The organism is Luteimonas arsenica, assembly GCF_004352825.1.
GTDB lineage: Bacteria > Pseudomonadota > Gammaproteobacteria > Xanthomonadales > Xanthomonadaceae > Luteimonas > Luteimonas arsenica.
In genome coordinates, this window is the sequence record NZ_SJRW01000001.1 from 896,435 (window position 1) to 910,293 (window position 13,859).

Below are 13,859 nucleotides of genomic sequence, written 5' to 3' on the forward strand. Positions count from 1 at the left end.
TACCCCGGGGCTGGGGCGTGACCGGCGACGTGCGGCCTGCCCGGGGCCGTTCGTTCAGTAGGCGAGGTGGCCGGCATCGGCGCGGCTGAGGCCGCCGCCGGCGTCCTGGAAGCCGGCCGCCAGCAGGGCGGAGCGGATCGCCGGGTCGTCGCTGCGCGCCAGCGTCTGCAGCGCGTAGCGGCCATCGGCTTCGATCGACAGGGTGGCCTCGAGCACCAGCGGGCCGCCGCTGGCCTCGGGCAGCAGGGCGATCCTGCCGCTGCGGCCGTCGCAAGCCGGCGTGCCGGACAGCAGCAGGGGCGGCAGCGCGTCGCCCGGCAGCGTGGCCTCGATCCGCACGCGGCCGCCGGCGTCGCGGCAGCCGTCGGCGTCGAAGCGCATCCGCGCGTCCTCGAGCGATGCGCGCAGCGCCAGCCCCGGTGGCGAGGGCAGCGGCAGCACGCCCTGGGCCTTGTCGATGCCGCGCATGCGCCCGCCCTGCAGCGCCAGGTGCAGGTGTGGGCCGCGCAGCCAGAGCTGCTGGCGCCCCGCGAGCAGGGGCAGCGGCGACAGGCCCAGCTGCAGCTCGCCCAGTTCGGCGCCGCGCCACCGTGCCTGGCGCAGGCGGCCACGCCAGAGGCTGCCCTCGACGCCGGTCGCCGACAGGCCCGGCGGCAATGACAGCCTGGGAAGCACGAGCTGCAGCGGCAGGCACAGCAGCAGGGCCAGGGCGAAGGCGCCGGTGAACCACAGGGCCAGGCGGCGACCGCTCACGGTGCGGCCCCGCCGAAACCGACCTCGGCGCGCAGACTGCCGTCGGCGCGCTCGACCCGAAGCGAGGCGGGGGCCAGGCCGTCGCCTTCGGCCAGCTGCCCGAGCCAGCCGAACAGCGCGGGCGGGGCCACGGCTTCGAATTCGAGCATGAAGGCGCCGTCGGCGGCGCTGCGCTGGCGGCTGGGCGCCAGTCCCGCGTCGCGGACGCTTTCGAGCAGGCGGTGCTGCAGGGCTTCGCCGCTGGCAGGGGGTGTCGACGCCGCGCTGCCGGTCAGCGCCGCGACCTCGGCTTCGGTCGCCTGGAGTGCAATGGTGGCACGGTCGTAGCGCGCACCGGCGCTCTCGCGCCATGCGCGCAGCGGCCACAGCAGGCCGCACCAGGCGACGAAGGCGGCGACCAGGATCGCCATCACCGCGAGCATCAGGCGCTCGCGCGGCTCGCGGCCGTGCCACCAGGCCAGGATTCGTGGGATCGGTTTCATGCTTCGGGCTCCAGGGCCAGCCCGGTGCGCAGGCCGTCCGGGGTTTCGCTGCTGCCGCCTTCGACCACCCGCCAGCCGTCGGCGGCGAGGGCGGCGCGGAGGGCTTCGATGTCGTCGGCGCTGGCGTGGAAGACGACCGCGCGCAGGCGGTCGCCGCGCTGGTACTCGAGCTCGAGCAGGTGGGTGCCGGGGCGTCCGGCGACGGCCGCGAACAGGGCGCCGCTGGCGGCCGCGAAGGCGCGCGGCTCGCGGATCGCCTGCAGGTGGGCGGCCAGGGTGTCGGGACCGGTGCCGGCGCGGCCGGTGCCGGGCAGCGCGTCGCGGACCAGGGCCTCGGCGCGCGAGTCGAGCGCGCGCGCGGCCAGCTCCAGGCGCAGCGCCTGTGCTGCGAGCAGGAGCAGCGGCGAGGCCAGCAGGGCCGCGGCCAGCCAGGTCAGGCGCCGGCGGCCGGCTGGGCGCGCGCGCCGGGACGCGGGGAGGAAGTCGCCCTGCAGCAGGTCGACCGCGGGGCGCAGGGCCTGCGTGGCCATGGCGTCCATGCCACCTTCGACCGCGATGCGCGGGCGCTCGCCGATCACGCGCACCGCCAGCGCCGGGGCGGCGGCGAAGGCCAGGCCGTCACCGCGCACCAGCCAGCGGTCGCCAGCGTCGAGGACGCGCACGGCGGCATCGCTTTCGTCATCGGGCATGGGCAGCAGCAGCTGTTCGGGTACCGCGGCGTCGGGGGTCAGGCCGAAGGCACCGGCGCGCGCGAGCCAGTCGCGGAGCAGCCCGGGTTCCACCGCGGCCACGGTGCGCAGGGTCCCGGCGGTGCCGACATCGAGCGCGACGTGAAGCGCGCCGGGCCGGGCCAGGCGGGCGGCGAGCAGGGCCTGCGCGGCGGCGCGCGCCTGGGCTTCGCTGTGCGCCGCCAGGTCGAGGTGGTCGATGCGCACGGCCTCGCCCGGTACCACCAGCACGGTGTGCGTCGGCGTCGGCGTCGGCGCCGGTGCGGCGATGTCGCCCGGGCGCAGCGTGGCGCGCGACAGCACGCGGCCGCCGTCGTCCACGTCCAGCAGTGTGGCCGCGGCCGCGGGATCGGCGGGCAGGAAGAGGATGCGGTGGTTCATTCGTCGTATGTCCATCGCCGCGCGACCAGGCGCGCGGAGCCGGGGGATTCGCCGTCCAGCAGCGCGCTCAGCACCACTTCGGCGCCGTCGTATTCGACTTCGGTGAGCAGCGCGAACCAGCGGGTGCGCACGCGCAGCTGCTGCAGGGACGGGTCGGGCAGGTTCGCCGCCTGGATCGCCGGCTGCTGCAGGAAGGCGGGCACGTCCGGCCAGCCCTGCGCCGGGCGCGAGGCGATCACGCGCCGCGCCGCGGCGAGGTCGAGCACGTTGTCGCTCAGCATCGCCAGCAGCACGGCGTCGTCCTCGCCCAGGGTGTTGGGGTTGACCGGGGACAGGGCCGGGTCGGGCTGCGCGCAGACGTGCGGCCGCAGTCGCGCATACGCCTCCGCGTCGTGGCCGGCGATCGCGCGCAGTTCGCTGGCCTCGGCGAGCAGGGCGCTGGAGGTGCGATAACCCGGGCCGCGCGAGGCGTAGGCGGGATCCTCCGCCCCGGCCGGGCCGGGCAGCTGATCGGCATCGATCCAGTCGACCAGGGCGTCGGCCATGGCGTCGGCTCGCGTCGCGTCGAAACCCAGCGCCTGCAGCAGGGCGAGGTACTGCCGCACCCCGGCCTCGCGCCGCCGCCACTGCCCGGGCGCGCCCTCGACCACGCTGTTGAGGTTGAAGCAGGCGGTGGCATCGTCCAGGCGCACGCGCATGACGCCGCCGTCGATCGGGAACACGAAGGGACGGCCGTTCCAGCCGCCCTCCAGCGTGGTGCGGCCGTCGCCGCGGTCGAGCTGGTGGATGCGTGCGCGCGCCAGTTCCTCGCTGCCCAGCGCATACCACTGCGCCTGGGCCAGGGCCTGGGCGTTGCCGGTGCGGCGCAGGCCGAAGCGGATGTCGTCCATCACCGCCACCAGCAGCACGGTCATCACCGCCACCAGCAGCAGGACGGTGAGCAGGGCGGCGCCGCGTTCGCAGGCGCGGCTCACTGCGTGATCCCCGGCAGCAGGAAGCGCTGGCGCACGTGGCCGATGGCCTCGAGCTCGAGTTCCAGTTCGATCGCCTGCGGCAGGTTGCCGGTGCCGCCGCGCCAGCCGTCGTTCCAGAGGCCGTCGCTGAGGTAGGCCACGCGCGCGCTGCCGATCCCGTCCAGCAGCACGCGCGCAGGCGGCGGGGCGGCGCCGTCGACGGCCGCGCGCGCGCTGCGCTCCAGGCGGCCGTCGACGATGCGGTATTCGACGTACTCCAGCGAGGAGCGCGCGGCGGCCTCGGGGTTTTCGCGGCCGCGGCGGACGAAGGCGAACAGCGGGCCAGACTCGTCCGGGCGGCCGCCGTGGAAGGCGTCGCGGGCGCTGCTGCCGTCGCTGCGCCGCACCAGGCGCAGCGCCGCCTGCGACAGGTCGGCGCGGAGCAGGGCGCGCGCGCGCTGGAACTCGCCCAGGCGGTCCATGCGCTCGCGCAGCACGCCCTGGCTGTCGGCGGCGTGGCCCATCACCGCCACGCCGGCGGCGGCGATCAGGCCGAAGATCGCCAGCGAGGCCATGACCTCGAGCAGGGTGAAGCCGCGCGCCGGGCTCACCGCGGCGCGCTCCGGAACAGCGAGACGTCCGCCGCCACCCGCGACTCGCCCGGCGGCGATACGCGGATGTCCACGCGCAGCAGCGACGGGTCGGCGGTCGGCGTGGTGCTGCGCGTCCAGCGCCAGTCGCGGCCGCCTGCCTCTTCGCGGCCACTCGCCTCGTCGGCCAGTTCGCGCACGTCCACGGTGGCGGCCTCGACCGCGACGTTGTCGGCGACCACCGCGGCCAGCACGCGCTCCTCGATCGCGAACGCGGTGCGCGTGCTTTCGCCGGAAAGATTCATCAGGCCGAGCATGGCCAGCGCGAACACCGCCAGCGCCACGAGCATCTCGATCAGCGAGAAGCCGGCAGCGCGGCGCCCGTGCGCGATGAGGGCGCAATACGACCTGCGGGCACGGACGCCGTCGATGTCGGTGGCCTCAGCGCGCGCTGCCATCGACCGTCACCTCGCCGCCGCCGTCGACCGAGACGCGTGCGCGGCGCCCTTCGCGCAGCAGCACAAGGCTGCCGGGTTCGGCGGCACCGGTGGGATCGAAGCGGAACGCCATCCGCCCGTCGCGCCCGGGCAGCTGCGGCTGCGTGCCGGGCGCCCAGTCGACCGCGGCGAAGGCGCGGCCCTCCAGCGGCTGCCAGCCCTCGAAGCGGCGGCGGCTGAAGCCGTAGCCGCGCGCGGTGACGCCGACCTCGATCGTGCGCATGCCGAGGATGGCCTCGTCGCGCGCGTGCGCCAGGCGCGCCGCGAAGGTTTCCGTCTCCTTCACCAGCACGTCGTCCGACGGCGGCAGGGTCAGCGCGACGGCGGCACCCGCCAGGCCGATGACGGCCAGCGCCACCATCAGCTCGACCAGGGTGAATCCGCGCGCGCGCCGCATGGCCCTGCCTCAGCGCCAGTTGCCGATATCGGCGCTGTCGCCGTCGCCGCCCTCGGCGCCGTCGGCACCGAAGGAGTAGACGTCGAAGCCGCCGCTGCGGCCGGGTTGCCGGTATTGGTAGGCGTTGCCCCACGGATCCTCGGGCAGGCGGCGGATGTAGCCGCCCTTGCGGTAGCGCTCCGGGCGCGCGAGGCCGGCCGGCGGATCCAGCAGGGCGGGCAGGCCCTGCGCCGTGGTCGGGTAGCTCATGTTGTCGAGCCGGTAGGTCTCCAGCGCCTGCTCCAGCACCGAGATGTCGGCGCGCGCCTTCTCCGTCATGGCGCGGTCCTGGCTGGGCATGACGTTGATCATCACCACCGTCGACAGCAGGCCGATGATCACGATCGCGACCATCAGCTCGACCAGGGTGAAGCCGGCGCTGCGGCGGCGGGCGGGGGTGGGGGTGTCGCGGTGGTGCATGTCGGCCTCCATCAGCCGGCCACAAGGGCGTTGAACTGCAGGATCGGCAGCAGGATGGCGAGCACGATCACCGCCACCGCCGCGCCGAGCACGATGATGATCAGGGGTTCGAGCAGGCTCATCGCCGCCGTGGTGAAGGTGTTGAACTCGCGCTCCAGGTAATCGGCGGCGCGGTCGAGCATCGGCGCCAGGCGCCCGCTGTCCTCGCCGCTGGTGGCCATGTAGAGCAGCGTCGGCGGGAACACCGCGGCGCGCTTCATCGCGCTCGACAGGCTGCCGCCTTCGCGGATCACTTCGACCATCGACTCGGTGGCCTCGCGCAGTACGGTGTTGCCGACCGTGCGCGCGGTGATCGCCAGGCCTTCGATCAGCGGCAGGCCGCTTTCGGACATGGTCGCCAGCGTGCGCGCCATGCGCGCGGCGTGGACGTCGCGCAGCAGGCGGCCGAGCAGGGGCAGCTTCAGCAGGGCGGCGTCGAAGCGGCGGCGGATCGCGGGGCGGCGCAGCAGGCGCGAAGCGGCGAACGCGGTCCCCACCAGCAGCACCAGCAGCGGCAGCCACCACGTCGACAGCGTCTCCGAGATGCCGATGACGATGCGCGTGAGCAGCGGCAGCTCGCGGCCCATCGACTCAAACTGCTCCACCACCTTGGGCACGACGAACACCATCAGCGCGATCACCACCAGCACCGCGGTGACCGCGAGCGCCGCCGGATAGACCAGGGCCGAGACCAGCTTGCCGCGCACCTGCTGGTCGCGCTCGTGCAGGTCGGCCAGGCGTTCGAGGATGGCGGGCAGGGCACCGGTGCCCTCGCCGGCGGCGACCATGGCGCGGTACAGAGGCGGGAAGGCGCGGGGCTCTCGCGCCATCGCATCGGACAGGCGGAAACCTTCGACCACGCGCGCGTGGGTCGCCATCACCACGCGGCGCACCGGCGCGCGCTCGGACTGGCTGCCGATGGTGCGCAGCGCCTCCTCCAGCGGCGCCACCGCCACCAAGGTGGCGAGCTGGCGGGTGAGCAGCGTCAGGTCCTTGGCGCTGAAACGCCCGCGCAGCGTCGAGGCCGCGTCCGCGCGCGCGCTGGCGGGCTCGACGCGCACCGGCAGCAGCCGGCGGCCTTCCAGCAGGCGGCGCGCCTCCGCGGCGCTGCCGGCGTCGACCACGCCGTCGCGGCTGCGCCCCTGGACGTCCAGCGCCGAGTATTCAAACGCCGCCATGATCCTGCAGTTCCTGGCGGGTGACGCGCATGGCTTCTTCCAGCGTGGTCTCGCCGCGCAGCACGGCCGCGCGCGCGGCGTCGCCGAGGCGGCCCGCGCGGGCGAAGGCGGCGTCGGCCAGCACATCCTCGTCGGCGCCGGCGCCGATCAGCTGGCGGATGCGCTCGTCGACCTCCAGCGCCTCGTGGATGCCGAGGCGGCCGGCATAGCCGGTGTGGCTGCACTGCGCGCAGCCGGTGGCGCGGTAGAGCGTGGCGTGGGCCGCAGCACCGGAGTCGCGGGCATCGGCCCTGGCGCCATCGCCGAGCAGCCGCAGTGCCGACGCCAGCGTTTCGCCGGACATGGGTTCGCGGCAGGCCGTGCACAGCCGCCGCAGCAGCCGCTGCGCCAGCACCAGGCGCAGGCTGGACGCCAGCAGGAAGGGTTCGATGCCCATGTCGCGCAGGCGGGTGACCGCGCCCGGCGCGTCGTTGGTGTGCACGGTCGACAGCACCAGGTGGCCGGTCAGGCTGGCCTGCACCGCGATCTGCGCGGTCTCCGGATCGCGCACCTCGCCGACCATCACCACGTCCGGATCCTGGCGCAGGATCGCGCGCAGCCCGGCGGCGAAGCTCATGCCCACGCGCGAGTTGACCTGGGTCTGGCCGACGCCGTCGATGGCGTACTCGACCGGATCCTCGACGGTGAGGATGTTGCGGCGTCCGTCGTTGAGCGAGGCCAGCGCCGCGTACAGGGTGGTGGTCTTGCCGGCGCCGGTGGGGCCGGTGACCAGCACGATACCGTTGGGCACGCGCAGCGCGCGCCGCAGCGCGTCGAGCACGGCCGGCTGCATGCCCAGGCCTTCCAGGCTGAGCGTGCCCTGATCCTTGTCGAGGATGCGCATCACCACGCGCTCGCCGCCGCGGGCGGGCAGGGTGGACACGCGCACGTCCAGCGCCTTGCTGCCCATCGCCAGGCCGATGCGTCCGTCCTGCGGCAGGCGCTTCTCGGCGATGTCCAGGCGCGCCATCACCTTCACGCGCGACACCAGCAGCGGCGCGATGCGCCCGGGCAGGCGCAGCGCCTCGCGCATCACGCCGTCCACGCGCATGCGCACGACCAGGGCGGATTCGAAGGGCTCGATGTGGATGTCGGAGGCGCCGATGCGCGCGGCTTCGGCGATCAGGCCGTTGATCAGGCGGATCACCGGCGCGTCGTCCTGCGCGTCGAGCAGGTCGGCGGTGGCGGGGATGTCGCCGGCGAGCGCGTCGAGGTCGCCGGGCAGGTCGAGTTCGCTGGCGCCGCCGGCCAGAGCGGCATCGGCGTAGAGCTCCGACAGCCGGCGGTCGAAGGCGGCGCGCGGCAGCACCTCGACGTCGAGCTCGACGCCCAGGCTGCGGCGCGCTTCCAGCAGCGCGACCGGATCGGCATCCTCGCGCAGGCCCACGCGGGCACGCTCGCCCAGCGCCAGCAGCACCACGCCCTGGTGCTTGGCGAAGCCGTAGGCGAAGGCGGGCAGCGCTTCGCTCATCGCGCGGCGTCGGTTTCGGTGGCGGGTGCGGCCGCGGCCTGCGGCGCGGCACCGGCATCGCGCGGCGTGCCGCCCGCGGGCGGCAGCGCGGGTGCAGGCGCAGGCGCAGGCATCGGCATCGTCGGCGGCGCCGTGCGCAGGTAGTCGCGCACCAGTTCGTCCAGCGCGTTCTCGCGCTCGCCCATCACCGGCAGGTGGCTGCGGATGTAGCCGTAGCGCCCGGCGGTCATGGCCTGCGCGTCGCTGGTGCTGCGCACGATGGTCGGGCGGATGAAGACCATCAGGTTGGTCTTCTCGCGCGAGCGAGAGCGGTGCTTGAACAGCTCGCCGACGATCGGGATGTCGCCCAGCAGCGGCACCTTGGACACGGTGTTGCGGTCGCTCTGGTCGAGCAGGCCGCCGAGGGCGACGATCTCGCCGTCATCGACCAGCACCCGGGTCTCGACTTCCCGCTTGTTGAGCACCAGCTCCGAGGAGTCCTCGCTCACCGGCCCGGCGATCGAAGACACCTCCTGGCGCAGGGTCAGGGTGATGCCGCCGCCGGAATTGATCTGCGGCGTGACTTCCAGCTGGATGCCCACGTCCTGGCGCTGGATGGTGCGGAAAGGGTTGGAGTTGTTGTCGCCCAGCACCTCGCCGCTGGTGGTCGGCACTTCCTGGCCGACCAGGATCCGCGCCTCTTCGTTGTCGAGCGTCAGGATCGAGGGCGTGGACAGCAGGTTGGACGCGGTGTCGCTGTTCACCGCGTCGATGATCAGGCCGAAGGTCGCGTTGTCGTTGCTGCCGGCGATGCCGCCGAGCGCGCCGTTGATGCCGAGCAGCGACTGCACCGCGGCCTGGCGGGCGAGGTCGAGCACGCTGTCGTCGTCGTTGCCGGCGCGGCGCTGCTGCTCGGCATACCAGCCGCCGGCCAGCGGCATGATCCCGGTGCCGGCGCCGGGGTGCTGGGTGGCGAGGAAGGGGATGTTGCTGCCCTCCTTGCCCGCCACCAGCAGCTGCGCGCCGAGGCGCCTGGCGGCGTTGTCGGAAATCTCGACCACGATCGCCTCCACCAGCACCTGTTCGCGGCGGGTGTCGAGCTGGGTGATGACGTCGACCAGCAGGCGCTGGGTCTCGGGATCGGCGTTGATGATCAGCGAGTTCGAGCCGGGATAGCGGACGATGGTCGGGCGCTTGCCGGGCACGGCGGTGATCAGCTGCGCGGTCGTGGCGTCCGGGGCCGCGGCGCTGGCGGCGACGCTGCCGGCGCCATCCTCGCCATCGGGGTTCTGCCCCACCAACTGCTGCAGCACCGGCAGCAGCTGCTCGGCGCTGGCGTGCTGCAGGCGCACCACGCGCACGCCGCCAGTGCGCTCGGCGCGGCGGTCCAGGTCGAGGATGGTCTGCACCGCGCGCTGCACGGCGCTGGGCGCACCGCGGACGACGATCGAGTTGCTGCCTTCCACCGCCTGGATCGTGAGCTGGCCGCCACGGCCTTCGCCGCCGCCGAAGAGCTGGTTCACGGTGGCCGCGACTTCGCGCGCGGAGCTGTTGCGCAGGGTCACGGTGTCGATGCCCGCGGTATCGCTGTCGATCTGCGCCACCAGGCCGCGGATGCGGCGGATGTTGTCGGCGTAGTCGGCGATGAGCAACGCGTTGCCCTGCGGCGTGGGCACCACCACGCCGCCGCGGCCGATCAGCGGCTTGAGGGTTTCGGCGGCGATGCGCGCGTCGACAGTGGACAACGGCAGCACCTGGGTGGTGAAGGCGGAGCCGCCCATGCCGCCGCTGCCCGGCAGCTGCGCGGCCGCGGTGTCGGGCACGACGCGATAGGCGCCGGGGCCGGCGGACACGGCCACCAGGCCGTTGGCGCGCAGCACCGCCAGCAGCACGCCCAGCAGTTCGGCCTCGTCCATGGCCACGTCGCGGGTGATGCTGACGCTGCCCTGCACCGCGGGGTCGATGATGAAGGTGGTGCCGGTGGCGCGGGCAACGTCCTGGATGAAGGCGCGGATGTCGGCGTCCTGCGCGGTCACGCCGGCGCCGGCCTGGGCATGGGCGAAAGGCAGGGGCTGGGCCACCAGCGCGAAGACGAGGGCGGCGGCGAGGATGCGCTGTTTCACGGTGTCTGGGCCTGCAGGGTCGCGCTGCGGATCTGGCCGTCGCGCCGGTAGGTGAGGGTGATCGTGGAGGCGCCGCCGAGGGTCTCGGCGAGCGCGGCGTAGCGCTCCGGATCCAGCGCCTCGTTGTTGACCGAGACCAGCACGTCGCCGGCCTGCAGGCCGCTTGCGCGCAGCGCGGCGCCGTTGCCGCGGGGGACCACCGTGTAACCGGTGACGCGGCCATCGGTCTGTTCGGGGATGAGTCCCATGTCGGCCATCAGCGCCGCGGGGTCGATCGCCGGTGCGGTTGCCGGTGCGCTGGCCGCTGGTGCGGTTGACGTGGGAGTCGCGCCCGCGGGTGGAGGCGCGGCCTGCGTCGCTGGCCTGCGCGGTGCCGCGTGATCGGGCTGCGCGAAGCGGAGTTCGCTGCGCCGGCCGCCACCGTCGAGCACGACGACATGGTCGGACGCCACGGCCGCGAGCCGCACGCCCGGCGCGACCTCGTCGCCGGCCGCGTATGAACGCTGCGCGCCGTCGCGCATGGCAAGGATCGCGCTGCCGCCGCCAGCGGCGGGGCGGACGGCGAACAGCTGCAGGCCGGAGGTGTCGGCGGCGGTTGCCGGGCCGCGCACGGGATGGAAGGCGTCGATGGCCAGGCGCCCCGGGTCCGGCCTGGCCGCGGAGGCGGCCTCTGTCGGGAGGGTGCCCAGCGCCGCCGGCGGCAGCAGCAACCAGGCCAGGCGCGCGGCCTGGACGGCGAGCAGGACGACGATCGCAACCTCGAGCCCGCGGCGGAGCCGTTCCGCGTCGCGGAGGCCGGCCAGCAACGCGTGGGGATCTCGCAGGGTGGGAAGCGTGGGCACGTGCAGTCCGTCCAGGCGCGGAAACGACGCCGATGTCCCAGCTTGCGTAGGTTTCATGACAGCGCCGTTTCAACTGACACAATTCGGTCGCGTCCCGGAAACGACCGCGCCGGACGAATCCGGCGCGGTCTTCCAGCAGTCCGTTCCCCGGTGCGGGGAAACGGCGGGGCTCAGAACTCGGTCGAGATGCTGAACGAGTACGAGACGCCCGGGTCGTAGCGCAGGACGTGGATCTTCTGGCCGCCGCCGCCCTCGATGTACTCGTCGTACTCGGTGTCGAGGAGGTTGCGGGCCGCGAAGCCCAGGGTCACCGGGGTTTCGCCGAAGCGCAGGGTCTTGCGCAGCACGAAGTCCAGGGTCAGGCCCGGTTCTTCCATCAAGTCCTGGCGCAGGTTGTTGCCGCGGGCCGAGATGCGCTCGCTGACGTAGTTCGCGATCAGGGTGGCCTGGAGGTCCTTCTCGCTGTTCTCGATGCCGAACTGCAGGTTGGCGATGTGTTCGGACTGCCCCTGCATCGGGCTGCCGTCCTGGATCAGGCTGCGCGCCGGCTGGGACAGGCCGGTGCCGCTGTCGATGGCAACCGTGTCGTCCTCGCCGGCGTTCACCTCGGAATCCGTCCAGGTGTAGTTCGTGGCCAGGTACAGGCGGTTGCCGCTCCACCAGTCGGCCGCGAACCCGGGATCGAAGTACTTCTTGTACTCGACTTCGAAGCCGTAGACGGTGGCTTCCGGCGCGTTGACGAAGGTCTGCCAGAGCACGTCGCCGCCGCCGGTGAACATGATCGACTCGATCGGCTTGTCGATCTGCTTGTAGAACAGGCCGGCGGTGAAGTACTCGCCGGCGCCGAAGAACCACTCGTAGCGGGCGTCGAAGTTGGTCAGTTCGCTGTCGACCAGGTAGGGGTTGCCGTACATCTGGCGATCCTTGTCCGGGTCGGTGTAGAGCTGCGGCGACAGCTCGCGGAACTGCGGGCGGGCGATGGTCTGCGACGCACCGAAGCGCAGCTGCTGGTTGTCGGCGATGTTCCAGGTCAGGGTCAGGGCCGGCAGGAAGTAGTCGTTCTCCAGCGGCACCAGGCTGCCGACGCGGGCACCGGTGTAGATGTCGTAGGGATGCACCGCCTGGGTGGCGTCCTCGTAGCGGACGCCGAGGGTGCCGCGCAGGTTCGGCGTGATCTCGCCTTCGACCTGGACGTAGGTGCCGAGCACTTTCAGCGTGGCGTCATAGGCCGCCTGGCCGCCGATGCCGGTGGTCTCCTCCAGCCGCAGCCAGCCCTGGCTCAGGTTGTAGTCCGAGAACAGGTAGTCAGGGCGCTGGTAGGGGAAGTAGAACGGGATCTGGGCGCCGTTTCCCGGGCCGTCGCCGGCGAAGAAGCGGAACTCGCGCGACCAGGCGTTGCGGTCGTTGTCCATGTAGGACGCGCCGGCGCTGAGGGTGACGTCGCGCTCGATCGGCAGGCGCCAGGTCAGGTCGACGCCACCGCTGGCGACATCGTCCTGGACGGCGCTGAAGCGGGTGAAATTCTCCTGGTTGCGCACCGAGTACGCCCAGTAACCGTCGCCCTCGTCGCGGAATCCGATCTGCTTCTCGTAGGGAACGTCGCGGGTCGCGCGCGCCCAGGCGGCACGCCATTCGACCTTGAGGTCGCCGTACTCGCCGAATTCGTGCTTGCCGCTGAGCTGGTTGTTGATCAGCTCGCGCTCGAACCAGCGGGTGTCGTCCTCGCGGTAGCGGTAGCCGCTGACGTAGTCGATGCCGGCGCGGCTGCGGGCTTCCTTCAGCGTGTCGTGCACGTAGAGGGTGGTGAGGTCGAGCCGGTGGTTGCCCCACTCGTAGCCGGCGCCGAGCAGCGCGTTGACGCGGGCGTTGTTGCGGGTGGTGAGGAACTCGTAGTCCTTGGCGTAGGACAGGGTTTCCTCGTTCTCGCCGAGGAACACGCCCTGCTCCTGGTCGCCGAAGATCGTGCGCCATTCGTTCTCGAAGCCGGCGACGGCGATGAAGCCCAGGCGGGCGTCGTCGCCCACGTCTTCCGACCAGCCGGCGCTGAAGCCGAAGTTGGCGTCCGGGTTGATGCTGTCGTTTTCCTGCAGCAGGTTGAGGCTGGCGTTGGGCAGGCTGCGGCCGATCTTCGCCAGTTCTTCGTTGCTGAAATTGTTGCGGTCGATGCGACGGCCGCTGGCCATCGCCTCCTTGAGTTCGTGCGGGATCTTGCGGGTGCCGTCGTCGTATCCCCACCAGTCGCTGTCACCGCCGCCGTAGTAGGTCAGGCCCTTCTCGCCGGTGGTTTCGCTGTTGCCGCCGCCGCCGACGCTGATCTTGAAGAAGGGATCTTCCGGGATGTTGAGCGACTGCAGGTCGACCACGCCGCCGCCGAACTCGCCGGGATACTTCGCCGAGTAGGTCTTCTGCACGGTCATGCCCTGCAGGGCTTCGGCCGGGAACAGGTCCAGGGGCACCACGCGCTGCATCGGCTCGGGGCTGGGCAGCGGCGAGCCGTTGAGCAGGGCCGAGGAGTAGCGCTCGCCGAGGCCGCGCACGTAGACGAACTTGTCGCCGACGATGCTCACGCCTGACACGCGCTGCAGCGCTTCGGCGGCGTCGCCGTCGCCGGTGCGCTCGAAGTCCTCGCGGGTGACGAAGGACGCGACTTCGGCGGTCTGCAGCATCGGCTCGGGGATGTACTCGCCGCGCACCTCGACGGCGTCGAGCAGGGCGGGGTCGGACGGCTCCGCCTGCGCAGCTGCGGCCGGCGCCGATTGCGCGATCGTGGCGTGCACGACCGTGGCCTGTGCCGGCACGACGGCGTGGCCACCCGGCGCTTCGGGCTGCTGGGCCCACGCGCCCTGGCAGGCGAGGAGGGTGGTGATCGCGACGGACAGGCCGCTGCGTGTCGGGGTGCACTTCATGTCTGGACCTTGGTCTGAGCGGCAACGGGGGCCGGGCGCTAC

13 protein-coding genes are annotated in these 13,859 nt (G+C 72.8%); all 13 read right to left on the minus strand.

The window, feature by feature from the left end; all coding sequences use genetic code 11:
* Positions 1-54 precede the first annotated feature (54 nt).
* Complete coding sequence (gene gspN, locus E2170_RS04160) at positions 55-753, minus strand: type II secretion system protein N (RefSeq protein WP_165942146.1); 699 nt, start codon at positions 751-753, stop codon at positions 55-57.
* Positions 750-1,235: a type II secretion system protein GspM gene (gspM, locus tag E2170_RS04165; protein ID WP_132999356.1), complete on the minus strand. Its 486-nt coding sequence runs from the start codon at positions 1,233-1,235 to the stop codon at positions 750-752. The genes gspN and gspM overlap by 4 nt, the downstream gene beginning before the upstream one ends.
* Complete coding sequence (gspL, locus tag E2170_RS04170; protein WP_165942147.1) at positions 1,232-2,344, minus strand: type II secretion system protein GspL; 1,113 nt, start codon at positions 2,342-2,344, stop codon at positions 1,232-1,234. The genes gspM and gspL overlap by 4 nt, the downstream gene beginning before the upstream one ends.
* On the minus strand, positions 2,341-3,318 hold the full coding sequence (gspK, locus tag E2170_RS04175) for a type II secretion system minor pseudopilin GspK (protein WP_165942148.1): 978 nt from the start codon (positions 3,316-3,318) through the stop codon (positions 2,341-2,343). Before gspK ends, gspL begins: the two co-directional genes overlap by 4 nt.
* Positions 3,315-3,908 (minus strand): type II secretion system minor pseudopilin GspJ, encoded by a 594-nt coding sequence (gene gspJ, locus E2170_RS04180; RefSeq protein WP_279432853.1) that lies wholly within the window; start codon positions 3,906-3,908, stop codon positions 3,315-3,317. Before gspJ ends, gspK begins: the two co-directional genes overlap by 4 nt.
* Positions 3,905-4,345, minus strand: coding sequence for a type II secretion system minor pseudopilin GspI (gspI, locus tag E2170_RS04185; RefSeq protein ID WP_132999358.1), 441 nt, complete (start codon positions 4,343-4,345; stop codon positions 3,905-3,907). Before gspI ends, gspJ begins: the two co-directional genes overlap by 4 nt.
* Positions 4,329-4,781 (minus strand): GspH/FimT family pseudopilin, encoded by a 453-nt coding sequence (locus tag E2170_RS04190; protein ID WP_132999359.1) that lies wholly within the window; start codon positions 4,779-4,781, stop codon positions 4,329-4,331. Before E2170_RS04190 ends, gspI begins: the two co-directional genes overlap by 17 nt.
* Before the next feature lie 9 nt (positions 4,782-4,790).
* On the minus strand, positions 4,791-5,240 hold the full coding sequence (gene gspG, locus E2170_RS04195; RefSeq protein WP_243708046.1) for a type II secretion system major pseudopilin GspG: 450 nt from the start codon (positions 5,238-5,240) through the stop codon (positions 4,791-4,793).
* Between the two features lie 11 nt (positions 5,241-5,251).
* Entirely contained in the window at positions 5,252-6,457 is a 1,206-nt protein-coding gene (gene gspF / locus E2170_RS04200; protein ID WP_132999361.1) for a type II secretion system inner membrane protein GspF, read from the minus strand.
* On the minus strand, positions 6,444-7,967 hold the full coding sequence (gspE, locus tag E2170_RS04205; protein ID WP_132999362.1) for a type II secretion system ATPase GspE: 1,524 nt from the start codon (positions 7,965-7,967) through the stop codon (positions 6,444-6,446). Before gspE ends, gspF begins: the two co-directional genes overlap by 14 nt.
* On the minus strand, positions 7,964-10,069 hold the full coding sequence (gene gspD / locus E2170_RS04210) for a type II secretion system secretin GspD (RefSeq protein ID WP_132999363.1): 2,106 nt from the start codon (positions 10,067-10,069) through the stop codon (positions 7,964-7,966). Before gspD ends, gspE begins: the two co-directional genes overlap by 4 nt.
* On the minus strand, positions 10,066-10,911 hold the full coding sequence (locus tag E2170_RS04215) for a type II secretion system protein N (protein WP_165942149.1): 846 nt from the start codon (positions 10,909-10,911) through the stop codon (positions 10,066-10,068). Before E2170_RS04215 ends, gspD begins: the two co-directional genes overlap by 4 nt.
* Before the next feature lie 170 nt (positions 10,912-11,081).
* A complete protein-coding gene (locus tag E2170_RS04220; RefSeq protein ID WP_132999365.1) occupies positions 11,082-13,817 on the minus strand; it encodes a TonB-dependent receptor domain-containing protein in 2,736 nt (911 codons plus the stop codon).
* Positions 13,818-13,859 lie beyond the last annotated feature (42 nt).